Origin of the sequence: Streptococcus sp. CF8-6 (assembly GCF_024295845.1) — a bacterium.
GTDB classification, from domain to species: Bacteria; Bacillota; Bacilli; order Lactobacillales; family Streptococcaceae; genus Streptococcus; species Streptococcus oralis_BO.
In genome coordinates, this window is sequence record NZ_JANCOF010000005.1 from 101301 (window position 1) to 126955 (window position 25655).

Annotated in this window: 20 protein-coding genes; 11 read left to right on the forward strand and 9 right to left on the reverse strand. The window is 43.1% G+C overall.

The window, feature by feature from the left end; translation table 11 throughout:
* The first annotated feature begins 134 nt into the window (after positions 1-134).
* Both aspS and NML69_RS08325 read left to right on the forward strand, forming a co-directional pair.
* Positions 135-1898: an aspartate--tRNA ligase gene (gene aspS / locus NML69_RS08320; protein WP_254726305.1), complete on the forward strand. Its 1764-nt coding sequence runs from the start codon at positions 135-137 to the stop codon at positions 1896-1898.
* The gene (locus NML69_RS08325; protein WP_198458955.1) at positions 1876-2817 is read left to right on the forward strand and encodes a YitT family protein; all 942 of its coding nucleotides are present in this window, start codon (positions 1876-1878) and stop codon (positions 2815-2817) included. Before aspS ends, NML69_RS08325 begins: the two co-directional genes overlap by 23 nt.
* Positions 2818-2850: 33 nt before the next feature.
* Here NML69_RS08325 and NML69_RS08330 read toward each other — a convergent pair whose 3' ends face one another.
* The 5 genes from NML69_RS08330 to NML69_RS08350 all read right to left on the reverse strand — a co-directional run bounded on the left by NML69_RS08330 (position 2851) and on the right by NML69_RS08350 (position 8356).
* Positions 2851-3837: a LacI family DNA-binding transcriptional regulator gene (locus NML69_RS08330; RefSeq protein WP_198458954.1), complete on the reverse strand. Its 987-nt coding sequence runs from the start codon at positions 3835-3837 to the stop codon at positions 2851-2853.
* A gap of 9 nt (positions 3838-3846) precedes the next feature.
* Positions 3847-4647: a DUF1189 domain-containing protein gene (locus NML69_RS08335; RefSeq protein WP_254726307.1), complete on the reverse strand. Its 801-nt coding sequence runs from the start codon at positions 4645-4647 to the stop codon at positions 3847-3849.
* A gap of 179 nt (positions 4648-4826) precedes the next feature.
* On the reverse strand, positions 4827-5669 hold the full coding sequence (locus NML69_RS08340; RefSeq protein ID WP_254726309.1) for a sugar ABC transporter permease: 843 nt from the start codon (positions 5667-5669) through the stop codon (positions 4827-4829).
* A gap of 1 nt (position 5670) precedes the next feature.
* The gene (locus tag NML69_RS08345) at positions 5671-6963 is read right to left on the reverse strand and encodes a sugar ABC transporter permease (protein WP_254726311.1); all 1293 of its coding nucleotides are present in this window, start codon (positions 6961-6963) and stop codon (positions 5671-5673) included.
* Positions 6964-7087: 124 nt separating this feature from the next.
* Positions 7088-8356 (reverse strand): extracellular solute-binding protein, encoded by a 1269-nt coding sequence (locus NML69_RS08350; RefSeq protein WP_254726313.1) that lies wholly within the window; start codon positions 8354-8356, stop codon positions 7088-7090.
* 473 nt (positions 8357-8829) lie between these two features.
* Here NML69_RS08350 and malQ point away from each other — a divergent pair, with 473 nt between their 5' ends.
* On the forward strand, positions 8830-10347 hold the full coding sequence (malQ, locus tag NML69_RS08355; RefSeq protein WP_254726315.1) for a 4-alpha-glucanotransferase: 1518 nt from the start codon (positions 8830-8832) through the stop codon (positions 10345-10347).
* A 24-nt stretch (positions 10348-10371) separates the two neighbouring features.
* A complete protein-coding gene (gene glgP / locus NML69_RS08360; RefSeq protein ID WP_198458951.1) occupies positions 10372-12630 on the forward strand; it encodes a glycogen/starch/alpha-glucan family phosphorylase in 2259 nt (752 codons plus the stop codon).
* A 65-nt stretch (positions 12631-12695) separates the two neighbouring features.
* On the opposite strand, the gene NML69_RS08365 is transcribed toward glgP, so the two are convergent.
* Both NML69_RS08365 and tyrS read right to left on the reverse strand, forming a co-directional pair.
* On the reverse strand, positions 12696-13544 hold the full coding sequence (locus tag NML69_RS08365; RefSeq protein WP_254726316.1) for a putative RNA methyltransferase: 849 nt from the start codon (positions 13542-13544) through the stop codon (positions 12696-12698).
* A gap of 55 nt (positions 13545-13599) precedes the next feature.
* A complete protein-coding gene (tyrS, locus tag NML69_RS08370) occupies positions 13600-14856 on the reverse strand; it encodes a tyrosine--tRNA ligase (protein WP_254726318.1) in 1257 nt (418 codons plus the stop codon).
* Positions 14857-14996: 140 nt separating this feature from the next.
* Here tyrS and pbp1b point away from each other — a divergent pair, with 140 nt between their 5' ends.
* From pbp1b to NML69_RS08400, 6 genes are all read left to right on the forward strand, one after another.
* Positions 14997-17504, forward strand: coding sequence for a penicillin-binding protein PBP1B (pbp1b, locus tag NML69_RS08375; protein ID WP_254726319.1), 2508 nt, complete (start codon positions 14997-14999; stop codon positions 17502-17504).
* Positions 17505-17581: 77 nt separating this feature from the next.
* Positions 17582-18493: a DMT family transporter gene (locus tag NML69_RS08380; protein ID WP_254726321.1), complete on the forward strand. Its 912-nt coding sequence runs from the start codon at positions 17582-17584 to the stop codon at positions 18491-18493.
* Positions 18494-18577: 84 nt separating this feature from the next.
* Complete coding sequence (gene dapD / locus NML69_RS08385; protein WP_000127447.1) at positions 18578-19276, forward strand: 2,3,4,5-tetrahydropyridine-2,6-dicarboxylate N-acetyltransferase; 699 nt, start codon at positions 18578-18580, stop codon at positions 19274-19276.
* Between the two features lie 60 nt (positions 19277-19336).
* Positions 19337-20467 (forward strand): N-acetyldiaminopimelate deacetylase, encoded by a 1131-nt coding sequence (locus NML69_RS08390; protein ID WP_254726323.1) that lies wholly within the window; start codon positions 19337-19339, stop codon positions 20465-20467.
* Positions 20468-20478: 11 nt separating this feature from the next.
* Positions 20479-21018, forward strand: a complete 540-nt coding sequence (locus tag NML69_RS08395; RefSeq protein ID WP_198458945.1) for a 5-formyltetrahydrofolate cyclo-ligase — start codon at positions 20479-20481, stop codon at positions 21016-21018.
* Positions 21002-21682, forward strand: a complete 681-nt coding sequence (locus tag NML69_RS08400) for a rhomboid family intramembrane serine protease (protein WP_254726325.1) — start codon at positions 21002-21004, stop codon at positions 21680-21682. The genes NML69_RS08395 and NML69_RS08400 overlap by 17 nt, the downstream gene beginning before the upstream one ends.
* Positions 21683-21803: 121 nt before the next feature.
* Here NML69_RS08400 and galU read toward each other — a convergent pair whose 3' ends face one another.
* Both galU and NML69_RS08410 read right to left on the reverse strand, forming a co-directional pair.
* The gene (gene galU / locus NML69_RS08405; protein WP_049490103.1) at positions 21804-22703 is read right to left on the reverse strand and encodes a UTP--glucose-1-phosphate uridylyltransferase GalU; all 900 of its coding nucleotides are present in this window, start codon (positions 22701-22703) and stop codon (positions 21804-21806) included.
* Positions 22704-22724: 21 nt separating this feature from the next.
* Positions 22725-23741 carry an NAD(P)H-dependent glycerol-3-phosphate dehydrogenase gene (locus tag NML69_RS08410; protein WP_254726327.1) on the reverse strand — a complete coding sequence of 339 codons (1017 nt, stop codon included), beginning with the start codon at positions 23739-23741 and terminating at the stop codon, positions 22725-22727.
* Positions 23742-23947: 206 nt separating this feature from the next.
* On the opposite strand from NML69_RS08410, the gene NML69_RS08415 reads away from it, so the two are divergent.
* Positions 23948-25654 (forward strand): ABC transporter ATP-binding protein, encoded by a 1707-nt coding sequence (locus NML69_RS08415; RefSeq protein ID WP_254726329.1) that lies wholly within the window; start codon positions 23948-23950, stop codon positions 25652-25654.
* Position 25655 lies beyond the last annotated feature (1 nt).

Consider the following 25655-nt stretch of genomic DNA (forward strand, 5'->3'; position numbering starts at 1 on the left):
TCCGATGACGTTTTCATCGGATTTTTTGTCTGTTCGTTTTGATTTCTAAAGGCAATCAAACTTTTCTGCTGATTTTCATGAAGTGCCTGCGCTTTTATGGTAAAATAGTAACAGAATAAAAGAGGAGAGAAAACATGAAACGTAGTATGTATGCTGGTCGTGTTCGTGAGGAACACATCGGACAAGAAATGACCTTGAAAGGATGGGTTGGCCGTCGTCGTGACTTGGGTGGTTTGATCTTTATCGACCTTCGTGACCGTGAAGGGATCATGCAGTTGGTTATCAACCCTGAAAAAGTTTCTGCAGAGGTTATGGCAACAGCTGAAAGTCTTCGTAGCGAATTTGTCATCGAGGTGACTGGACAAGTTGCTGCGCGTGAGCAAGCCAATGATAAGTTGCCAACGGGTGCAGTTGAGTTGAACGTGACAGCTTTGACAGTGTTGAATACAGCCAAAACAACACCATTTGAGATTAAGGATGGTATTGAGGCCAATGACGATACACGTTTGCGTTACCGTTACCTTGACCTTCGTCGTCCAGAGATGTTGGAAAATCTCAAACTTCGTGCTAAGGTGACTCACTCTATCCGTAACTACTTGGATGAGTTGGAGTTTATCGATGTGGAGACGCCATTCCTTTCTAAATCAACGCCAGAAGGTGCGCGTGACTATTTGGTTCCATCTCGTGTCAATAAAGGGCATTTCTACGCTCTTCCTCAGAGCCCACAAATCACTAAACAGCTCTTGATGAATGCTGGTTTCGACCGCTATTACCAAATCGTCAAATGTTTCCGTGATGAAGACTTGCGTGGAGACCGTCAGCCTGAGTTTACCCAAGTCGACTTGGAAACATCCTTCCTTACGGAGCAAGAGATCCAAGATATCACTGAAGGCTTGATTGCGCGCGTGATGAAAGAAACAAAAGGCATTGACGTGACGCTTCCATTTCCTCGTATGAAATACGATGATGCGATGGCTCTTTACGGTTCTGACAAGCCTGATACTCGTTTTGATATGTTGCTTCAGGACTTGACAGAAGTGGTTAGAGGTGTTGATTTCAAAGTCTTTTCAGAAGCACCTGCTGTTAAAGCCATTGTAGTCAAAGGAGCAGCAGATAACTACTCACGTAAAGACATTGACAAGATGACTGAAGTAGCCAAACAATATGGTGCCAAAGGTCTTGCTTGGGTCAAGGTGGTTGATGGAGAATTAAACGGACCAGTTGCCAAATTCTTGACTGGTATCCAAACAGAATTGACTGCAGCACTTGGTCTTGAAGACAAGGATTTGGTTCTATTTGTGGCGGATACGCTTGAAGTGGCCAATGCAACACTAGGCGCCCTTCGTGGCCGTATCGCCAAAGAGCTTGACTTGATTGATAACGATAAATTCAACTTCCTTTGGGTGGTTGATTGGCCAATGTTTGAATGGTCTGAAGAAGAAGGTCGTTACATGAGTGCCCACCATCCGTTCACTCTTCCACAGGAAGAAACCGCTCACGAATTAGAAGGTGATTTGGCTAAGGTTCGTGCCATTGCTTACGATATCGTCTTGAATGGTTATGAGCTTGGTGGTGGTAGTCTTCGTATCAACCAAAAAGACCTTCAAGAACGCATGTTTAAGGCTCTTGGTTTCTCAGCTGAAGAAGCAAATGACCAGTTTGGCTTCCTTCTTGAAGCCATGGACTATGGTTTCCCACCCCACGGTGGCTTGGCTATTGGACTTGACCGTTTTGTGATGCTCTTAGCAGGAGAAGAAAATATTCGTGAAGTCATTGCCTTTCCTAAGAACAATAAGGCAACCGACCCAATGACACAAGCTCCATCAACAGTCGCTCTCAAACAACTAGAGGAACTCAGCTTACAAGTAGAAGAAGATGAAACAAGCAAAACGAATTAAGCGGTGGCGCTATTATCTGCGCCGCTTTGCTTATCAGATAAAAATCTTACGAGTTTTACAAAGTATCTCTCGGGAAAAATATGATGAGAAAGTCTCGGCTTCTCTGGTTTATGGCTTTTTGTCAGCAGTAGCAGTCAATTTCTTTTTTCAACCAGGACACGTTTACTCCAGCGGCGCGACGGGTCTGGCACAGATTATCTCTGCCTTGAGTAATCACTGGTTTGGGTTTTACATTCCGATATCGCTAACCTTTTATGCTATTAATTTTCCGTTAATGATTTTGGCTTGGTATCAAATTGGACATAAATTTACGGTCTTTACTTTTATCACAGTATCCATGAGTTCCCTCTTTATCCAGATTGTACCAGTTGTGACCTTGACAGAGGATCCCATTATCAATGCCCTTTTTGGGGGTGTTGTCATGGGCTTGGGGATTGGTTTTGCACTCCGTAACAATATTTCTAGCGGAGGTACAGATATCGTCAGTCTCACCATTCGAAAGAAAACAGGGAGAAATGTCGGCAGTATTTCTTTCTTAGTGAATGGGACCATTATGCTGATAGCAGGATTGACCTTTGGTTGGAAATACGCCCTCTACTCTATGATTACCATCTTTGTATCTAGCCGTGTGACGGATGCGGTCTTTACCAAGCAAAAACGCATGCAGGCCATGATTGTGACCAATAATCCTAACAAGGTAATCGCAAAAATCCATAAAAAATTGCACCGCGGAGCAACCATGATCCACGATGCAGAAGGAACCTATAATCATGAGAGAAAAGCAGTCTTGATTACGGTTATCACACGAGCAGAGTTTAATGATTTTAAACACATCATGAAACAGGTTGATCCGACAGCCTTTGTCTCTGTATCTGAAAATGTCCATATCTTAGGACGATTCGTAGAAACAGACAATTAATAATACTCAAAAGACCAGCCTTGGGGCTGGTCTTTATTTTTCGATAATTTTGTGGGCAATCAACTGGCGGTAACAGATTTGTCTGTTATTTTTTGCGTCATTGATGATCTGTAAAATCGTCTCAAATGATGTCCGCCCAAGTTCTAGACTATTGATATCGACATAAGCTACGAGGTCAAGTCGAGGATTGACAGAGTCGAAACTCAAGACAGGAACCTTTAACTGATGCTTGCTGATGTAGTCACAAACTCCTTCCGCTAGGAGGCTGTCAGTTGTGATGATAGCATCAATCTGCGGATCGTGATTGAACAGGAGTTCACTGAACTGATAACCTTTTTCTTCTAGAAATTCGGTCGCAAAGTAGGTTAAGTTGGTATCAATTGGAAGTTGGTGTTGTTTGAGTGCGGACTCATAGCCAGTTAGACGATCTTGCGTTACGAAGAGTCGCTTTGTACCCCCGATAAAGGCAATTCGTTTGCATCCTTTTTTGATGAAATACTCTGTCGCATCAAAGCCAGCTTGTACATTGTCATTATCAACAAGAGGGATAAAGGGTGAAGTAGATTTTCCGAGAATGAGGAAAGGGAACTGCTCATCGGCTACTAGCTTGACCAGAGGGTCTTCTTCTTCAGCGTAGAGGAAAATCAAACCGTCAACACGCTTGCCATAAACCATCTGAGAAATCGCATTGAGCCGTTCTTTCTCATCTTTCCCTGTTGCAATCTGAATAGCGTAGTGGTTTTCAGACGCGACTTGGGCGATACCACGAAGGACAGATGGGAAGAAAGGATTTTGGTAAAAGGCATCCGAGTCATCAGGAAGCACCAGGCCGATAACCTGAGTATAGCTGCTAACTAGACTGCGAGCATTGAGGTTGGGATGGTAGTTGAGTTCCTTCATAGCCTTACGAACTCGTTTTTTGGTTTCATCACTAATCGTTGATTTATTTTGAATGACGCGGGTAACAGTTGAAGGTGAGACACCTGCTGCCTTAGCCACATCTTTAATCGTCACGGGCATAAAAATCTCCTATTTATGGTAATCTGGATCACGGAAATGTGTCTTGTAAAAAATAGTGACCAGATAAAGAACAAAAAGAATGTTTTGTACAGTGATAAGGGTTGACATATTTTGGCCAAAAAGTCCCAAAATAAGCGTAATCAGAGTTGGTAATCCTAAACAGTTCAAGATAAAATGATAGCACTCTTTAAAGGTCCTAAATGAAAAGAGGCGTGATTTTTTGGTGATATAAAGGAGAAAGCTAGCCCCAAGAGAGACAATGAAGAAATTCAATCCAAAGAGAAAGCTTGCACCAAGAACGAGAAAGAGACTGATATAGACCCGATTTTGTTGGTACCAATCTTTAGAAATGGCCTGGGTTAGATCTTCCTTGCTCTGGAAACTCTCCGTTTGAATCGCGTGGTAGCGAATGCGAGTCAGCTCCTTACTTTCCTTACTGATGACGAGTTCTTCCGTATCAAAATGAAGTTGCAAGTCCTTTGGCAATTCTTTGTTTTGGCTTGGGCCAATCACAAGAGAAGGTTGCTGATTCTTCGTACCTGAGTAGTTCAGCTTTCCATCTACGATTTGTGTATTCTCTGACAAGTCCATGATGGCTTCATCTGTCAGTGGAGTGTAGACATTGTCGATAAAGGTATCCAGTGGATACGTTTCCTGTGAGCTGTTTTGAATGGCAATCGGAATCATGGACAAACTGATGAGGAAAATGCTAGTAAAGAAAAGCTGAAACCAGTTGAGTCCGAAACGTTTTGATAGGGGCTTACGAAATCCCCAGATACTAGAGAAATACGAGAATGGATATGGAAGCATAGGCATCTTTCTAAAAGTGTTTTCTATATGAGTATTATTATATAGAGAAATGTGCTTTATTTCAAGTCTAGCAAATCAATTCCTTATTGAAAGATAGTTTCAATAAGATTTGTAGAAGGGTGTCCAATCTTGTAGCTGTAGCAACATGCTCCAAAATGAAAAAGGGTGGCGGGGATAGATTATCCCTTGTCGCCACCACTTGTAAGTCCTGAAACAAAGTTCTTTTGTAGGAAGAAGAAGAGAATACAGATTGGAAGGGCGATGAGGATAGCACCTGCTGAGAAGTAGGCAATCTTCATGTTTTTCACATTGCTAACGAAGGTTTGGAGACCAACGGCAACAGTAAAGTATTCTTTCTCACGAAGCAAGAAACTAGAGAGGATATAATCCCCAAAAGGTCCCATGAAGGCCCAAAGAGCTTGTACAGCTACCATTGGGCGAACAAGAGGGAGAACGATTTGCCAGAAGCGACGGAAGTGTCCTGCACCATCTAGTTTCGCAGATTCGTCAAGAGACATTGGCACGGTATCGAAGTAACCTTTCATGAGCCAAGCATTCATCGGAATACCACCACCAACGTAGAGGAAGATGAGGAACCAGCTATGGTTAAGAGCGTTCAACATAAGCGCCATAACGAAGAAGGCGGTCAATGCGGCCATGGTTGGCACCATTTGAATGATCAAGAAGAAGACCAAACTTTGCTTACGAGCCAAGAAGTTGTATCGGCTGTAGGCATAACCAGCAAGTACGATGATACTTGTTTGAACAACCATGGTAATCAAGGCGATAATCAAGGTATTGAGATACCAAGTGCCGTATAAGGTTTCAGTAAAGAGTCCTTTAAAGTTATCAAAATTAAAGTCGATGTTGGTATCGAGTTTAAAGGCTGCGACGTTACCTACTTTAAAGGCTGACATGATAGTAATCAAAAGTGGATAGATAATCACGATTGATAGGCCAATCAAGTAGAGGTAAGTGAGGGTTTGAGTCAGTCTACGTTTGAGTTTGATTGAGTTATTCATCTTAGACGTCCTCCATATCAAATGCGTGTAGTTTCTTGAATGCGATCATAGAGATAGAGATGACAATGATTGAGATAATTAAGGTAACAGCTGCCGCCATAGAGTATTGAGGAGATGTACCTGTTGTCAAACGGTAAATCCATGAAATCAAGATATCAGTTGAACCGGCTCCGCCTCCGACAGTACCAGGACCTCCACCATTAAAGAGATACATGATAGAGAAGTTATTAAAGTTGAAGGTGTATTGGCTGATCAATGTTGGTGCTGCAACAGCCAAGATCATAGGGAAAGTGATGTTGCGGAATTTTTGCCAAGCATTGGCCCCATCGATGTAAGCCGCTTCGTAGAGGTCGTTAGGAATAGACTGCAAGATACCCAAAGTCAAAACGTAAATGTATGGGAATCCTAACCAACCTTGCATCATAATCAAGGCAACCTTCGTCCAAGTTGGATTTGTTTTCCAAGGGATAAGAGCTCCATTTAGGAAAGGAAGAACCTTAGACAAAAGAGGCAAGACTTGGGTGTTGATGGCACCGACACTATCATTAAACATGTTTGAGAATGTCAAGATAGTGATGAAGGCTGGAACTGCCCAAGGAAGAAGGAAAATAACACCAAAGATACGTTTTCCTTTGATAAATGGTTGGTTGGCAATGATGGCTGTAAAGATACCAATGACAATCTGCAAGGTAGAAGCAGCCAAGGCCCAAATAATGGTCCAAGAAAGAACAGAACCAAAGGCTGAACGGAAGGTGCTCAAGCTCCAGATATTTGTGAAGTTCGTCAAACCAACCCAGTCCAACAATTTGTTTGGTGGCAAGTGTTGGAAGTCATAGTTGGTAAAGGCGATCATCAAGGTTACGATAACAGGGAAGATAATCGCAAATGTCATCGCTACATAGGATGGGATGATTAAAAGGTATGGGAACCCATTTTCATAAACGCCCTTAACCATATCCTTGAAGGTACGAGCTACAGGAATACCGTTGTTGATACGTTTAGCAGTCGTATGTGCATCTTTGATATTAAAGATATAAAAGAGTAAGTAAACGACAACAAAGATAGAGTGAAAAGCACCACGAATCAGCATGAAAAGTGAATTATCACGACCAGGTTTGTCACCAAGTGTGATCAAATTGCTCAATTCAGGGCTTGCAAGTGTTAGAAAATACAGAACAAATAAAACAGTAACACCAAGGAAAATAAATCCTTTAGTTTTTTGTTTGTTATAGATTTGTCCTAAACCAGGAATGATTGACAGCAAGGCTGCTTTGCGAGGCTGTTGTTTTTCCATGATTACTCCTTTCATAGGATGCGAGATAAAACTCAGATTCAATCGTAAGATACATACAACTGATAAGAAGCGTATCTATAAATTCAAAGGGGGATTTTGCTTCCACCCCCCTTGAACAAATCAATTATTCACCAAATTTTTGTTTGATTGTTTCCTTGATCAATGTTACAGCATCGTTAGCAGCTGTTTTCGCATCTTTCTTACCACTTACAGCTTCAAAGAGCATTGTTTTAGCTGGGTCCCAAACAGCTGACATTTGTGAGATGTTTGGCATTGGTTGAGCGTTCTTGAACTGTTCAATCACGGCTGTTGTCAACTCATCTTTTTTGCCTTCAGCATAAGTGCGAGCTTCAGTGTTAGCTGGGATTTCATTTGTAGCGTCGTAGAACGCTTTTTGTTGTTCAGTTGATACAAGGAAGTCTACAAATTTTTGAGCTCCTTCAAGGTTCTTAGTGCTTGCTGGGATAACCCAAGCTTTACCACCACCAAATGTTTCGTAGTTTTTACCGTTTGGAAGAGTTGGGATAGTCGCAACACCGTAGTTTACTTTAGCATCTTTGAATGCTTGAGCTTTCCAAGGACCATCGATGATAGCAGCAGTTTTACCTTCTTGGAATTGAGTTTGAATTAAGTTTGGAGCTCCTTCAGTATCTTGCATACCTTTTGGCCATTTTTCGTACCAAGATTTAGCGTAGTTGATAGCTGTGATGGCACCTTCGTTTGCAAGTCCGATATCTTTAGGATCTTTACCGTTTTGGCCGAATACGTAAGCACCGTTACCAGCAAGAAGTCCGTATGAGTAGTAGAAGTTTGTCCAGTCAGCTAGGAAGGCAGTAGTTTTACCATCTTCACCAGCAAAAGCGTATTTGCTGTCTTTAGCAAGGTTTTCTAAATCAGCAAAAGTTTTAGGTGCTTCTTTTAGCAAGTCTTTATTGTAGTACAAAACGAGTGATTCGATAACGGCTGGAGCACCATACACTTTACCACCAACAGTTACAAGAGATTTTGTTTTGTCATCGGTTTTTGCACCATCACTAAGAGTAACTTCTGAAAGTTGTCCGTCAGTACCAAGGCTACCTACACGGTCGTATGGAGCCATCATAACATCAGCAGCCTTACCAGATTGGTTGTCAAGTGAAAGGTTATCAAGACCACCCATTTGGTCACCTGTTTTGATAGTAACTTTTACGCCAGATTCTTTTTCATAAGCTTTTGCAGCTGATTCAGCGAAGGCTTTATATTGGCCTTCAACGTAGAAAGTGAGTTCTTGTGCTTCTGAAGAGCTAGTATCAGCTGCTTTGTCAGCAGATTTGCTTCCGCAAGCTACCAAGAGCAAGCTAGCGAGAGTAGCAGTTCCGAGCACAGCAGCGCTCTTCATGAATTTAGATGACATAGTGTATTCCTCCTAAAGAATAACAGTATAATTTATTTAGAAAACGCAAACGTTTTCTTTTATGAGCCTAGTATAGCACAAATAGAAAACGGTTGCAAGCTTTTTTAAAAAGTTTTTTAAAAAAATTTTAAGGTTTCAAACATTTGTTAAAGCCTTTATATAGGAAAGAACTTAAAACGTTTGCTTCTCTTGAATGGAAAATATATTAGGGAAACGATTGCGTAAATTCTGCTCGATTTTTCAGAAAATAGAGCAGATGTTTGGAATGAATTATCTTAAATCAGAAAATCTTTAAAATTTTTTGGCTCATTTCATAAAATATCAGTGGGAACAAGTTTTGTTTGATTAAAATAATTCAAAAAAATTTTTTAAAAACGCTTGCATTTGTGTTTGAAATACGCTATACTTAATTTAACGCAAACGTTTGCGCCTCGATTGCGCAACGTTTTATAACAAACACATGAGGTGCTATTATGAAAAAACGTCAAAGTGGTGTGTTGATGCACATCTCTTCTCTGCCAGGAGCATACGGGATTGGATCATTTGGCCAGACTGCCTATGATTTCGTTGATTTCTTGGTTCGTACGAAGCAACGTTACTGGCAAATCCTCCCTCTTGGGACAACAAGCTATGGAGATTCTCCATACCAATCATTCTCAGCCTTTGCTGGAAATACGCATTTTATCGACCTTGATATCTTGGTAGAGCAAGGCTTGCTCGAAGCCAGTGATCTTAAAGGTGTTGACTTTGGTAGCGATGCATCTGAAGTTGACTATGCGAAGATTTATTATGCACGTCGTCCACTTTTAGAAAAAGCAGTGAAACGCTTCTTGGAAGTGGGTGATGTCAAAGATTTTGAGAAGTTTGCTAAAGACAACCAATCATGGCTTGAACTCTTCGCAGAGTATATGGCTATCAAAGAGCATTTTAACAATCTTGCTTGGACAGAATGGCCAGATGCAGATGCTCGTGCTCGTAAAGCTTCAGCGCTTGAAAGCTACCGTGAGAAATTGGCAGACAAGTTGGTTTACCACCGTGTGACTCAATACTTCTTCTTCCAACAATGGTTGAAATTGAAAGCTTACGCTAACGATAACCACATCGAAATCGTTGGAGACATGCCTATCTATGTAGCGGAAGATTCAAGCGACATGTGGGCAAATCCACACCTCTTCAAGACAGATGCCAATGGTAAGGCAACTTGCATCGCAGGATGCCCACCAGATGAGTTTTCAGCAACTGGTCAGCTTTGGGGTAACCCAATCTATGACTGGGAAGCAATGGACAAAGATGGTTACAAATGGTGGATTGAACGCTTGCGTGAAAGCTTCAAAATCTACGATATCGTTCGTATCGACCACTTCCGTGGTTTCGAATCTTACTGGGAAATTCCTGCTGGTTCCGATACAGCAGCACCTGGTAAATGGGTAAAAGGTCCTGGCTACAAACTCTTCGCAGCTGTTAAAGAAGAGCTTGGTGAGCTAAACATCATCGCAGAAGACCTTGGTTTCATGACAGATGAAGTCATCGAGTTGCGTGAACGCACTGGCTTCCCAGGAATGAAGATTCTTCAATTTGCCTTCAATCCAGAAGACGAAAGTATCGATAGCCCACACTTGGCACCTGCCAACTCTGTTATGTACACAGGAACACACGACAACAATACGGTTCTTGGTTGGTACCGTAATGAGATTGACGATCCAACTCGTGAATACATGGCTCGTTACACGAACCGTAAAGAGTACGAAACAGTGCCACACGCAATGCTTCGCACAGTCTTTTCATCCGTTAGCTTCATGGCTATTGCAACCATGCAAGACTTGCTAGAACTAGATGAGTCAGCTCGTATGAACTTCCCATCTACTCTTGGCGGAAACTGGTCATGGCGTATGACAGCAGATCAACTGACACCAGCTGTTGAAGAAACTTTGCTTGACTTGACTACAATTTATCGCCGAATCAATGAAAATTTGGTAAAATTAAAGAAATAAGACAATATCAGGAGACACATAAACATGTTACCATTAAACGAATTTGTACAAAAACGTTACAATAAAACTATTGCAGAATGTAGCAATGAAGAGCTTTACCTTGCTCTTCTCAACTACAGCAAGCTTGCTAGCAGCCAAAAGCCAGTCAACACTGGTAAGAAAAAAGTTTACTACATCTCAGCTGAGTTCTTGATCGGTAAACTCTTGTCAAACAACTTGATTAACCTTGGCCTTTACGACGATGTGAAAAAAGAACTTGCAGCTGCAGGTAAAGAGTTGATCGAAATCGAAGAAGTAGAATTGGAACCATCACTTGGTAATGGTGGTTTGGGACGCTTGGCGGCCTGCTTTATCGACTCAATTGCTACACTTGGTTTGAATGGTGATGGTGTTGGATTGAACTACCACTTCGGTCTTTTCCAACAAGTTCTTAAAAACAACCAACAAGAAACGATTCCTAACGCTTGGTTGACAGAGCAAAACTGGTTGGTTCGCTCAAGCCGTAGCTACCAAGTGCCATTTGCACACTTCACATTGACATCTACCCTTTACGATATCGATGTACCTGGTTACAAGACAGCTACTAAAAACCGCTTGCGTTTGTTTGACTTGGATTCAGTTGATTCTTCTATCATCGAAGATGGTATCAACTTTGACAAGACAGATATCGCTCGTAACTTGACTCTCTTCCTTTACCCAGACGATAGCGACAAGCAAGGTGAATTGCTCCGTATCTTCCAACAATACTTCATGGTTTCAAACGGTGCCCAATTGATCATCGACGAAGCAATCGAAAAAGGAAGCAACTTGCATGACCTTGCTGACTACGCAGTTGTACAAATCAACGATACTCACCCATCAATGGTGATTCCTGAATTGATCCGTCTTTTGACTGCGCGTGGTATCGAACTTGATGAAGCAATCTCAATCGTACGTAGCATGACTGCCTACACTAACCACACAATCCTTGCTGAAGCCCTTGAAAAATGGCCTCTTGAATTCTTGCAAGAAGTGGTTCCTCACTTGGTACCAATCATCAAAGAATTGGACCGTCGTGTGAAGGCAGAATACAAAGACCCAGCTGTTCAAATCATCGATGAGAGCGGACGTGTTCACATGGCTCACATGGATATCCACTACGGATACAGTGTAAACGGGGTTGCAGCTCTTCACACTGAAATCTTGAAGAACTCAGAGTTGAAAGCTTTCTACGACATCTACCCAGAAAAATTCAACAACAAAACAAACGGTATCACATTCCGTCGTTGGCTCATGCATGCTAACCCAAGCTTGTCTCACTACTTGGATGAGATTCTTGGACATGGTTGGCATCATGAAGCAGATGAGCTTGAAAAACTCTTGTCATACGAAGACAAGGCTGCTGTCAAAGAAAAATTGGAAAGCATCAAGGCTCACAACAAACGTAAATTGGCTCGTCACTTGAAAGAGCACCAAGGTGTGGAAATCAATACAAACTCTATCTTTGATATCCAAATCAAACGTCTTCATGAGTACAAACGCCAACAAATGAACGCTTTGTATGTTATCCACAAATACCTTGATATCAAGGCTGGTAACATCCCTGCTCGTCCAATCACAGTCTTCTTTGGTGGTAAAGCAGCACCTGCCTACACAATCGCTCAAGACATCATTCACTTGATCCTCTGCTTGTCAGAAGTGATTGCTAACGATCCAGCTGTAGCTCCACACTTGCAAGTCGTAATGGTTGAAAACTACAACGTTACTGCAGCAAGCTTCTTGATCCCAGCATGTGACATCTCAGAACAAATCTCACTTGCTTCTAAAGAAGCTTCAGGTACTGGTAACATGAAATTCATGTTGAACGGAGCCTTGACTCTTGGTACTATGGACGGAGCTAACGTGGAAATCGCTGAATTGGTTGGCGACGAAAACATCTATATCTTCGGTGAAGATTCAGAAACTGTTATCGACCTTTACGCAAAAGCAGCTTACAAATCAAGCGAATTCTACGCTCGTAAGGCTATCAAACCATTGGTTGACTTCATCGTGAGCGATGCTGTTCTTGCAGTAGGTAAGAAAGAACGCTTGGAACGTCTTTACAACGAATTGATCAACAAAGACTGGTTCATGACTCTCCTTGACTTGGAAGACTACATCAAAGTCAAAGAGCAAATGCTTGCTGACTACGAAGACCGTGACGCATGGTTGGATAAAGTCATCGTTAACATTGCCAAAGCAGGATTCTTCTCATCTGACCGTACAATCGCTCAGTACAATGAAGATATCTGGCACTTGAACTAAGATACATTGCATCAGATTATAAAAAACGCATCTAAAAAGATGCGTTTTTTTATCTTTAAAATATTTCACCCTACTTTCCCAACTAGAATCTCTGCTTCAATGGTAATCTCAGTCAACTGAGTCCAGTCAATCTTACTTTGGTCAACGTGAAAGAGTAAGGGCGTCATGGCAAGCAGGGCTTGGCGTTGCTCTGCTGTGATGGATTTGGTCAGGAAGGTTATTTGGCGAGATTGGATGCTGAAATGTCCCTGGAAATGTTCTTTGATATCTTGGTTGGAATAATCCTTCTTTGTCAGCTGGTCCTGCGCCATTTGACAGATTTCTTTGAGGTGATTTTCAGTCGGGATGACCTTGATCAAGATGCCATCTTTGGATAAAACACGGCGAAATTCTCCATAATTGGCAGGCGAAAAGATGTCGAGCAGGATATCCATACTGGCGTCTTTTATAGGAAGACGGGCCAGGTCACCGACAAACCAGTTGACTGCCCAGTTGGGTTCACTCTTAGCAGCGATTTGGACTGAGTCTTTTGAAATATCAAAGGCATAGAAGGTCTTGTCAGGGTGACTTTCTTGGAGTTTACGAGAGTAGAATCCTTCGCCACAACCGATATCTAAAATTGTTTTGGCAGTTTCTAGCCTTGCAAGCAGGTCAGAGATGGTTTCTAAGATAGTCTGATAAAAACCAGCTTCAAGGATTTGCTGACGGTTTTGGAAATTTTCCTTGTCGTAGTTGGTGGATTGTTTGATTTGAGGAGCCAGATTGACATAGCCAAATTTTGCCAAGTCAAAAGAATGGCGGTTGCTACACTTGAGACTAGTTTCGACCAAGGTCAGATCTTCTTGGCAGATAGGGCAGGAAAAGGCAGTCGCAGTAGCAAAACGTTGAAGTTTGGGTTTGAGGTTTGTATTCATAGTTTTAGTCTAGCAAAAAAAAAGACTGGATGGCAAATGCCTCCAGTCTGCTTTTTTAGTATGTAAGAACGAAGTATTTTTTCTTCCCGCGGCGGATAACAGTTAGTTTGTTTTCTAACTTATCTGCATCACTCAAGACATAGTCAAGGTCTTGGATACGGTCGCCGTTGACGTAGATGGCTCCATTTTGAACATCTTCACGGGCTTGGCGTTTTGAGTTAACCACACCAGATGACACGAGGAGTTCCACGATATTGTGGTTTTCGTCTGCTTGTACTTGGTAGTTTGGCACTCCACGAAGTCCTTGTTTGAGTTCTTTGACAGAAAGGTTTTTGATGTTTCCAGCAAAGAGTTGCTCAGTGATATTGAGGGCTTCCTTGTAGGCTTCTTCTCCGTGTACAAGAGTCACGACTTCACGAGCCAAGACTTTTTGTGCCAAGCGTTCGTGTGGAGCCGCTTCAAATTGTTTGCGGATGTCTTCAATCTCATCAAGTGACAAGAAGGTAAAGATCTTCAAGAAGCGAACAGCGTCAGCATCCATGACGTTCATCCAGAATTGGTACATTTCGTATGGAGAAGTCTTTTCAGGATTGAGCCAGACTGCGTTTCCTTCTGATTTACCAAATTTCTTACCAGTTGCGTCTGTAATGAGTGGCACAGTGATAACGTGACCAGTCTTGTCAGCCTTACGACGAAGCAATTCGGTACCTGCAGTCATATTTCCCCATTGGTCAGAACCACCGATTTGTAGGGTGACGTTGTGCTCTTGGTTAAGGACGTAGAAGTCATATCCTTGCATGATTTGGTAGGCAAACTCTGTGTAAGAAATCCCTGTTTCGATCCGTTTCTTCACAGACTCCTTACTCATCATGTAGTTGACAGTGAAGTATTTTCCGACATCACGGAGGAAGTCAATGAAGCTGATGCTGGCAAACCAGTCGTAGTTGTTGACCATGACAGCTTTATTTTCACCATTTTCAAAGTCAAGAAAGCGAGAAAGTTGTCCTTGGATAGACTTGACCCAGCCATCTACTGTGTCTTTTGTTTGGAGACTACGTTCAGCATCTCTGAAGGACGGATCTCCGATGAGACCTGTAGCACCGCCAACGAGCGCATAAGGTTTGTGACCTGCTAGTTGCAAACGACGACTTGTCAAGATTGCGACAAGGTGGCCTAGGTGAAGGCTGTCAGCAGTTGGATCGTAGCCACTATAATAAGAAACTTGACCTTCTTCTAGGGCTTTACGCAAAGCTTCTTCATCAGTCGTCTGAAAAATCAAACCACGCTCTTTTAGCTCATCAAAAATGTGCATGTGTCTTTTCTCCTTTATAAAATATTGTTTCTACCTATTGTATCACAAACTTGATTAATAGCCTAGTGGAATAGGGAAGAAAGTGGCTATTTTATTGAAAATTTCCCTTTTATGGTATAATAGAGAAAGCGAGGACATTCATGAAAGAAAGAATTAATGAATTAAAAACAAAAATGCTGCATTTTTTCCAGCAGCTAATGCAACGAATTGCAAAATGGAAGAAAAGACTAGCAGAAAAACTAGCTAATAAGAAAACCAGTAAAAAGGGGACCTCTTCTGACAAAGTTAGAAAGGCAGGATCTGTTTTTGCTAAGGTTTTGAGTGGGTTTAAAATAGTTTTTAACACACTCTTTATCTTAGGTTTTATCGGTGGACTGTTTGGCGCTGGTGTGGCTATGGGTTATGGAGTCGCTCTATTTGACAAGGCCCAGGTACCTCAAGCAGAAGAGTTGGTCAAACAAGTGAAGGATATTGCCTCCATCTCAGAAATCACTTATTCTGACGGTAGTACCATTGCCTCGATCGAGGGCGATTTATTGCGCACTTCAGTCGCTTCAGATGCTATCTCAGATAACCTTAAGAAAGCTATTGTTGCGACAGAGGACGAGCATTTCAATGAGCACAAGGGAGTTGTGCCTAAGGCCGTTATTCGTGCGACCTTGGGAACCTTTGTCGGTCTAGGCTCGTCTAGTGGTGGTTCGACCTTGACCCAGCAGGTCATCAAGCAACAAGTAGTGGGGGATGCTCCAACTCTAGCTCGTAAGGCTAAAGAGATTATTGATGCTCTTGCTTTAGAAAGGGCCATGGGTAAGGATGAGATTTTGACAACCTACCTTAACATTGCTCCTTTTGGTCGCAATCATAAAGGTCAAAATATTGCAGGTGCCCAGCAGGCTGCAGAAGGAATCTTTGGTGTTAATGCTTCGGATTTAACGGTCCCTCAAGCAGCCTTTATCGCAGGATTGCCACAGAGTCCAATCAGTTACTCTCCTTATGAATCTGATGGTAGTATGAAGAGTGATGAGGACATGGCTCTGGGAATCAAGCGTGCCAAGGATGTCCTCTACAACATGTACCGGACAGGGGCTCTAAGTCAAGAAGACTACGATAAGTACAAAGATTATGACTTTAAGAAAGATTTCCTACCATCTGGTAGTGTTAGTGGTACTTCGCGTGACTATCTCTACTATGCAACCTTGGCAGAAGCAACTGACCGTATGTACGACTATCTCATCCAACGAGATAATGTTTCTGCGCAAGAATTAAAGAATGAGTCCATTCAGAAATCCTATCGTGATTTAGCCACTAAGGAAATTGAAAATGGTGGATATAAGATTACGACAACTATCAATAAAAATGTTCATGCTGCGATGCAAAATGCGGTTGCGACCTACGGCTATCTGCTAGATGATTCGACAGGTCAGCCTGAGGTGGGGAATGTCCTCATGGACAACCAAACGGGAGCTATCCTTGGATTTGTTGGTGGCCGTAATTATCAAGAAAATCAGAATAATCACGCTATCGATACCAAGCGTTCTCCAGCTTCAACCACAAAACCTATATTGGCCTATGGTATCGCTATTGACCAAGGTTTGATGGGGAGTGCAAGTATCTTATCAAACTATCCTACCAACTTCTCAAACGGGAATCCCATCATGTATGTCAATAGTCCTGGTACAGGTATGATGACATTGGGAGAAGCTCTTAACTACTCATGGAATATCCCAGCCTACTGGACGTATCGTACGCTTCGAGAGAAGGGTGTTGATGTCAAAGGCTATATGGAAAAAATGGGTTACGAAATCCCAGAATATGGGATTGAAAGTTTACCGATGGGTGGGGGGATTGACGTTACAGTTGCCCAGCATACCAACGGGTATCAAACTCTGGCCAACAATGGAGTTTACCATAAGAAACATATGATCGCTAAGATCGAGTCAACGGATGGCCGATTGGTATACGAGCACAAGGATGAGCCTGTCCAAGTTTATTCAAAAGCGACAGCAACCATCATGCAAAGTCTCCTTCGGGATGTCATTTCATCTCGGATTACTTCAAGTTTCCAGACGGACTTGACGACTATCAATCCATCCCTAGCTCGTGCTGACTGGATCGGAAAAACTGGTACGACCAATGAAGATGAAAATATGTGGCTCATGCTTTCTACACCTCGCTTGACTTTGGGTGGCTGGTTAGGTCACGATGATAATCGACCACTAGCCAAAGGAGCAGGCCACTACCGTAATGCCAACTATATGGCCCACTTGGTCAATGCTATCCAACAAGCTGAACCTGGAATATGGGGGAATGAGCGCTTTAATCTGGATCCAAGTGTGACCAAGTCGCAAGTTCTCCGATCTACAGGGCAAAAACCAGGCAAGGTTTCTATCAATGGGAAAGAAATAGAAGTTTCTGGATCAACAGTAACGAGCTACTGGGCGACTAAGGAAGGCGCCCCAGTGACCACCTATCGCTTTGCTATTGGAGGAAGCGATGCAGATTATCTGAACGCATGGAAGAATATTCTAGGAAGCATTCCAGCAGTGACTCCTCCAAACTCAAGTTCAAGCAGTAGCTCTGGAAGTTCAAGTTCGAGTGGAAATACTCAAAGTGGTTCATCAGGACGTTCACGTCTATTTAATCGTTAAGAAAGAGTAGTAGCAAGGTTAGTAATTTCTCCTTGTTGCTACTTTTTTCTTTGTTGGTTTCGTGTTACAATAATAATATGAATCATTATCAGAAAAAGATTGTTAAGGGAACAGTATACTCGCTACTCTCAGGCCTAATCTGGGGGATTTGTGGGATTCTAGGAGAGTATTTTTTCACTCATTATCCAGTGTCTTCTGGATGGATTACTTCTATGCGTTTACTAGTGGCAGGGAGTTTGGTTTTAGGTTTATCTGCCTTTCAGTTGCGTAGCCACTTGTTGGACATCTGGCGTGATAGGAAAAATTATCTACCTTTTTTAGCCTATGCTATTCTAGGTATTTTTTCTGTGCAATTTTTCTTTTATCTCTGCGTTGAGTATTCCAATGCAACGACGGCGACCATTTTGCAATTTATCAGCCCAGTTTTTATCCTGTTTTACAATCGAATCATTTACCAGAAGAAGGCTTCGATTACAGCTGTGTTCTATGTTTTGATTGCCATGCTAGGTGTTTTTTTGATGGCTACAAAAGGGGATTTGTCCCAGTTATCCATGACACCTTTGGCTCTAGTGACAGGTTTGCTCAGTGCAGTAGGGGTCATGTTTAATGTTATCCTTCCCCAACGCTTTGCACGGCGCTACGGTTTCGTTCCAACTGTTGGTTGGGGGATGATTCTAGCAGGGCTCTTTAGTAATTTCCTCTACCCTATTTATCGGATAAGTTTTCAAGTGGATCTGGTAAGTGTGCTGATTTGTCTGACGATTGCCGTGTTTGGTACTGCTTTTGCTTTCTTCCTATCTATGAAGGCTGTGTCACTCGTTTCCCCGCTGGTTGTATCAGTGGTGAGTGCTAGCGAACCGCTCTCTTCAGCATTATTAAGTGTTCTTTTTCTGGGATTGGTCATGGATGGTTTTTTGGCTTTAGCTATGGTGTTGATTATCGTTCCGATGATTTTCTTATCTGTAGAAGAAGCAAAACAAGCCAGGTAAAGATGATTATTTGATAGTTGAGGCTTCAAATTTGAGGCCTTTTTTGGTAGAATAGGTATCATTATAACGAACCAGGAGGCACCTATGACTGCTACAAAAATGAACGCTCAAGAAATTATCCAATTTATCGCCAATGCTGAAAAGAAAACCAGTGTCAAAGTAACCTTTGAAGGAGAACTTGCAACTGCTGTACCTAGCTCTGTTGTCAAACTAGGAAATGTTTTATTCGGAGACTGGAAGGACGTCGCTCCGCTTCTTGAAGGTTTGGTAGAAAATCAAGATTATGTTGTCGAGCAAGATGCTCGTAATTCTGCAGTTCCTTTGCTAGACAAACGTGCTATCAATGCTCGTATCGAGCCAGGTGCTATTATCCGTGACCAGGTGGAAATTGGTGACAATGCTGTTATCATGATGGGAGCTGTTATCAATATCGGTGCTGAAATCGGTGCTGGAACCATGATTGACATGGGTGCCATCCTTGGAGGTCGTGCTATCGTTGGGAAAAACAGTCACGTTGGTGCAGGTGCAGTTTTGGCGGGTGTGATTGAGCCAGCTAGTGCTGAACCAGTCCGTGTCGGAGACAATGTTCTTATCGGTGCCAATGCAGTGGTTATCGAAGGAGTTCAAATCGGCAGTGGTTCAGTTGTTGCAGCAGGAGCTATCGTTACCCAAGATGTCCCAGAAAATGTGGTGGTAGCAGGTGTTCCGGCTCGTATCATCAAAGAAATTGATGCCCAAACCCAACAAAAAACAGCGCTTGAGGATGCGCTTCGTACCTTGTAAAAATAAAAAGAGGCGGAACCCTTTTTCCAGCCTCTTTCTTCTATATAGGAGGACAGATAGATGTTAGATTTGATTCAGACTAGACGAGATTTACACCAGATTCCAGAGATTGGCTTGGAGGAGTTTAAGACTCAGGCTTATTTGCTGGATGTGATTGAAAAATTGACTACGGACAAGAACTTTGTTCAAGTTCGTACTTGGCGGACAGGTATTCTGGTTTATTTGCAGGGAAGTCAGCCGGAACGAACCATTGGTTGGCGAACAGACATTGATGGCCTGCCTATCGTCGAACAAACAGGACTGCCTTTTGCCTCTCAGCGCCAAGGTCGCATGCATGCCTGTGGCCATGATTTTCATATGACTATTGCCTTGGGCTGTCTCGAACGCGCTCTTGAGGAGCAACCCAAGAATAATTTGCTCTTTCTATTTCAGCCTGCTGAAGAAAATGAAGCCGGTGGGATGCTTATGTATGAAGACGGTGCTTTTGGAGATTGGTTGCCAGACCAGTTTTATGGTCTCCATGTTCGTCCGGATCTGAAGGTTGGACAGATTGCGACCAATACACATACTCTCTTTGCAGGGACCTGTGAGGTGAAGATTCATTTCAAAGGAAAAGGGGGACATGCAGCTTTTCCACATGAAGCTAATGACGCCTTGGTAGCGGCTAGTTACTTTGTGACCCAGGTGCAGTCAGTTGTCAGCCGCAATGTCAACCCAATCGAGGGAGCGGTGGTGACCTTTGGCGTTTTTCAGGCTGGAACAACCAACAATGTCATCACAGATACAGCCTTTTTACACGGAACCATTCGCGCCTTGACTCAGGACATGAGTCTCTTGGTACAAAAAAGGGTCAAGACAGTTGCAGAAGGAGTTGCAGCAGCCTTTGATATGGAAGTCGAAGTGGAACTCAAGCAAGGAGGCTACCTACCTGTTGAGAACAATCCAGCCTTGGCGCGTAAACTGATGGATTTCTTTGAAGAAAAAGACGGAATCGAGTTGATTGATATCGAGCCTGCTATGACAGGTGAGGACTTTGGTTACCTCCTTTCGAAGGTAGATGGCGTTATGTTTTGGCTGGGTATCGATAGTCCCTACGCCCTTCACCATCCTCAGATGAGTCCCAAGGAAGAAGCCTTAACTATTGGGGTGGAAGCAGTATCTAGTTTCCTGAAAAAGAAGGCGGCGGAGTAGAGGAATTGTCTATGAAAGCAGAACTACGTAAGCAAGTCTTACACGAAATGAAGGCTTTATCTCAGGAGCAAAAACAGGCTATGGATCAAGTTTTAACTGAGCGTTTCTTGCATCACCCCTTTTACCAAGAAGCCAAGACCATCGCAACCTATCTCTCTTTTCCGCATGAGTTTCAAACGCAAGAATTGATCGAGCAGGCGCTGAAGGACGGCAAAAAAGTTCTGATACCCAAAACCTATCCCAAGGGGTGCATGGACTTTGTAGTCTACAATCCGCAGCAGTTGGTAAAAACTTCCTTTGGTCTAATGGAACCGCAAGGAGACTTGGAAGTGGTGGATCCGTCTCAGATTGATTTAATTCATGTTCCGGGTTTGGCTTTTACAACAGAGGGGTATCGGATTGGATATGGTGGAGGATACTACGACCGCTATCTGGAGAATTTTGCTGGGCATAGCCTAAGTACAATCTATCCTTGTCAGGTTCAGGAGTTTAACTTGGAAGACCATGATATTCCCGTACAGGAGGTGCTAACCTATGAAGGAAATCTTTGATAAACGTTATCCTGTGACTAGCTTCTTCCTCCTAGTAACAGCATTGGTATTTCTCTTGATGTTGGTTCTTACAGGTTTAAATTTTGAACGAGCAGATACCTTGCTTCAGTTTGGAGGCATGTATGGACCGATCATTCGCCTGTTCCCTGAGCAGATTTGGCGCCTTTTTTCGGCTATATTTGTGCATATCGGATGGGAGCATTTCATTGTCAATATGATTTCGCTCTACTTTCTTGGACGACAGGTTGAGGAGATTTTCGGCTCCAAGCAGTTCTTCCTTCTCTATCTCTTATCAGGAATGATGGGCAATCTCTTTGTGTTTGCTTTCACACCGAAAGTCCTAGCAGCAGGAGCATCCACCTCCCTCTATGGACTATTTGCTGCGATTATCGTTTTGCGCTACGCGACTCGCAGCCCCTATATCCAGCAGTTGGGGCAATCCTATCTGACACTTTTCGTGATCAATATCATTGGAAGTGTTCTGATTCCAGGAATCAGCCTAGCTGGGCATATTGGTGGCGCAGTAGGCGGTGCTTTTCTAGCAGTCATTTTTCCAGTTAAATGGGAGAGAAAGATGTATAGTACCAGCCAGCGAATCGGAGCAATTGTACTTTTTATCGCACTAGCCATTTTCCTTTGCTATAAGGGAATGAGCTATGTGTAGGGATGGAATAGTTAAATGCGAGCACCGATTCGGTTGCTAATAAGTCATCTGCAAAGATGGCTTTTTTTATTGCAAGCTTCAACAAAAAACAAAGCCCCTAATTAAGAGCTTTGTTTTTCTTCTATTCCCCCCCAGCTAACTCTTTTCCGAGTTGAATGAGGTAGTCTTTCAAGTCGTCTTTGACTTGTGGGTGTTTGAGCGCGTAGTCGATAGATGTTTTCATAAAGCCAAACTTGTCTCCAACATCGTAACGAGCCCCCTTGAACTCACGAGCAAATACACGTTGTGTTTTATTGAGGGTATCGATTGCATCTGTCAGCTGAATCTCATTTCCTGCACCTGGAGCTTGGTTTTCGAGGATTTGGAAAATTTCAGGCGTGAGGAGGTAGCGTCCGATGATAGCAAGGTCGCTAGGAGCGTCCTCTGGCGCTGGTTTTTCAACGAAGGTTTCAACGCTGTAAAGACCGTCTTTTCCTTCGCCTTGCGGAGCAATAACCCCATAAGCAGAGACTTCGTCGTGAGGGACAGGCATAACAGCGATAGTAGACGCGTGGGTGCGCTCGTAGTCATCCATGAGTTGCTTGGTAAGTGGAACAGCCTTTTCGTCCGTGATATCCATCAAGTCATCACCAAGCATAACGACAAAAGGTTCATTTCCGACAAAAGCCTTGGCTTGCAAAACAGCATCTCCGAGACCACGTGGATGTGTTTGGCGGATAAAATGCAGGCGCATGCCGGTTGTTTCATCAACCAGCTTCAAAAGATCTGTTTTCCCTTTTTCTTTAAGGTTGTATTCCAATTCGAAGTTTGAATCGAAATGGTCCTCGATAGAACGTTTTGACTTACCTGTAACAACCAAGATATCTTCGATTCCAGACTTGAGAGCTTCTTCAACGATAAACTGGATAGTAGGTTTGTCTACGATTGGCAACATTTCCTTGGCCAAGGCCTTAGTTGCTGGGAGGAAGCGAGTTCCCAATCCAGCGGCAGGGATGACTGCTTTTCTGACTTTTTGTTTCATGATGTTCCTTTCTATAAGGGTCTATGACCATTCGTTTTCTGCTTTAAATTCATTGCTCATGATGTCAGTGATTGCTTCTTTGATATTGACACCTTCGTAGATGACTCGGTAAATAGCCTGTGTGATTGGCATGTAGACACCCAATTCTTGAGCCAGTTCGTAAGCTGCTCGAGTTGTTGAAATGCCTTCAATGACCATGCCCATGTTAGCTTCGATGTCTGCGAGGGATTCTCCACGACCGAGGGCATCACCAGCTCTCCAGTTACGAGAGTGGACAGATGTTCCCGTTACGATCAAATCCCCAACTCCAGAAAGACCGCTATAAGTCAGAGGATTAGCTCCAAGAGCGACCCCTAGACGAGTGATCTCAGCTAAGCCACGGGCAATGATAGCCGCCTTGGCATTGTCGCCAAATCCTAGACCATGTAGTGCCCCAGCGCCAACTGCGATGATGTTTTTGAGAGCACCAGCGGTTTCAACCCCGATAACATCCGTATTAGTATAGAGACGGAAGTAGTGATTGCTAAAGAGATTTTGAACGTACTGGGCAGTTTCAAGGTCTTTAGAGGCTGCGGTGATCAAAGTAATATCCCGAACAATAGTTTCCTCAGCGTGGCTCGGCCCTGAAACAACGACGATATCACTGCGAAGGTCAGCTGGGATTTCCTCTTCAAGAATAGTCGATAGGCGTTTGTGGCTATCTGGTTCCAATCCTTTGGAGGCATGCATGATGACAACATTGTGATCGAGCACCTTTGCTACTTGTTGGGCAACCAGTCTCGTTACTTTTGTTGGGACTACAAATAAAACAGCATCCACATCCTTTAGTGTTTCTTCTAAATCATGATAGGCTTTGATTTTTTCGTCGAGTAGGATATCTTTGAAATAGCGTTTGTTTGTATGTTGGTTATTGATTTCATCAATTTGGTCAGAAATATTTCCCCAAATTCGAACCTCGTGTCCATTGTCGTTTAGGACCTGCGAAAGGGCAGTTCCCCAAGAACCAGGACCCAAGACAGCGATGGTTTGTTTCTTCATCTTTTCCTCCTTGTAAGAGTTCTTCCTTTCATTTTACCATAAAAAGCCTTTTCATGCATCACCTGTAGGTGAAAGCGCACTAATTTATAATAAGGAGACTTCTTTGACAAGATGCCTCTTTTTTGCTAGAATAGCATCAATATGAACGAATGAGAAGGAGCTGACGCAGGATGTCGCTCCCTTTATCTATTTTATTAGGAGGAAATATGCTCATTAAAAAAATAAAAACCTATAAATGGCAGGCCTTGGCATCCTTAATGATGACAGGCTTGATGGTTGCGAGCTCGCTCTTGCAACCACGCTATCTGCAAGAGGTGTTAGAGGCTTTGTTGGCCGGACAAAATGAGGCTATTTATAGTATTGGCGCTTGGCTGATAGGAGTAGCCCTAGTCGGTCTGGTTGCAGGCGGGGTCAATGTGACACTTGCAGCCTATATTGCTCAAGGAGTGTCTTCGGACCTTCGTGAAGACGCTTTTCGCAAGATCCAGACTTTTTCTTATGCCAATATTGAGCAGTTTAATGCGGGTAATCTTGTCGTCCGAATGACCAATGATATCAACCAAATTCAGAACGTGGTGATGATGGCTTTTCAAATCCTTTTCCGTCTCCCTCTTCTCTTTATCGGTTCCTTTATCTTGGCGGTTCACACTCTTCCGTCGCTTTGGTGGGTGATTGTCCTCATGGTGCTCCTAATCTTTGCACTTACAGCCATTATGATGGGGATGATGGGGCCACGATTTGCTAAGTTTCAAACCCTTCTTGAACGGATCAATGCTATCGCCAAGGAAAATCTACGTGGTGTGCGCGTGGTCAAATCCTTTGTACAAGAAAAAGCACAATTTGACAAATTTACCGATGTTTCAGATGAACTTCTCGGACAAAATCTTTATATCGGTTATGCCTTCTCAGTTATAGAACCCGTTATGATGCTAGTCGGCTATGGAGCGGTCTTCCTCTCTATCTGGTTGGTGGCAGGCATGGCTCAGTCAGATCCATCTGTTGTGGGCTCTATTGCTTCCTTTATCAACTATCTCAGCCAGATTATCTTTACCATCATCATGGTTGGATTTTTAGGAAATTCTGTCAGCCGTGCCATGATTTCCTTGCGTCGTATCCGCGAGATTCTAGATACCGAGCCAGCGATGACCTTTAAAGATCTCCCAGACGAAGAGTTAGAAGGAAGTCTCTCTTTTGAAAATGTGACCTTTACCTATCCTAATGATGATGAGCCTATGCTGAAGAATGTAACCTTTGATATTGCGCCTGGTCAGATGGTCGGTGTGGTTGGGGCTACTGGAGCAGGGAAGTCCACTCTAGCTCAGTTAATTCCACGACTTTTTGATCCACAGGAGGGATCTATCAAGATTGGAGGCAAGGATATTCGAGACGTCAGCGAGGGAACCTTGCGTAAAACAGTTTCCATCGTCTTGCAACGTGCTATTCTCTTTAGCGGGACCATTGCAGATAATCTCCGTCAAGGGAAAGGCAATGCCAGCGTGTCAGAAATGGAACGTGCAGCACGAATTGCTCAAGCCAGTGAATTTATCGGGCGTATGGAAAACAAATTTGAGAGTCAGGTCGAAGAACGTGGCACCAACTTTTCTGGTGGACAAAAGCAACGGATGTCCATTGCCCGTGGGATTGTCAGCAATCCCCGTATCCTGATTTTTGACGATTCGACTTCAGCCTTGGATGCTAAGTCAGAGAGACTCGTGCAGGAAGCTTTGAATAAAGACCTGAAAGGGACGACAACCATTATCATCGCTCAAAAGATCAGTTCAGTCGTCCATGCGGACAAGATTTTGGTCTTGGATCAAGGGCGTTTGATTGGAGAAGGACGGCATGCAGACTTGGTAGCTAACAATGCCGTCTACCGCGAAATCTACGAAACACAAAAGGGAAAGGAGGAATAAA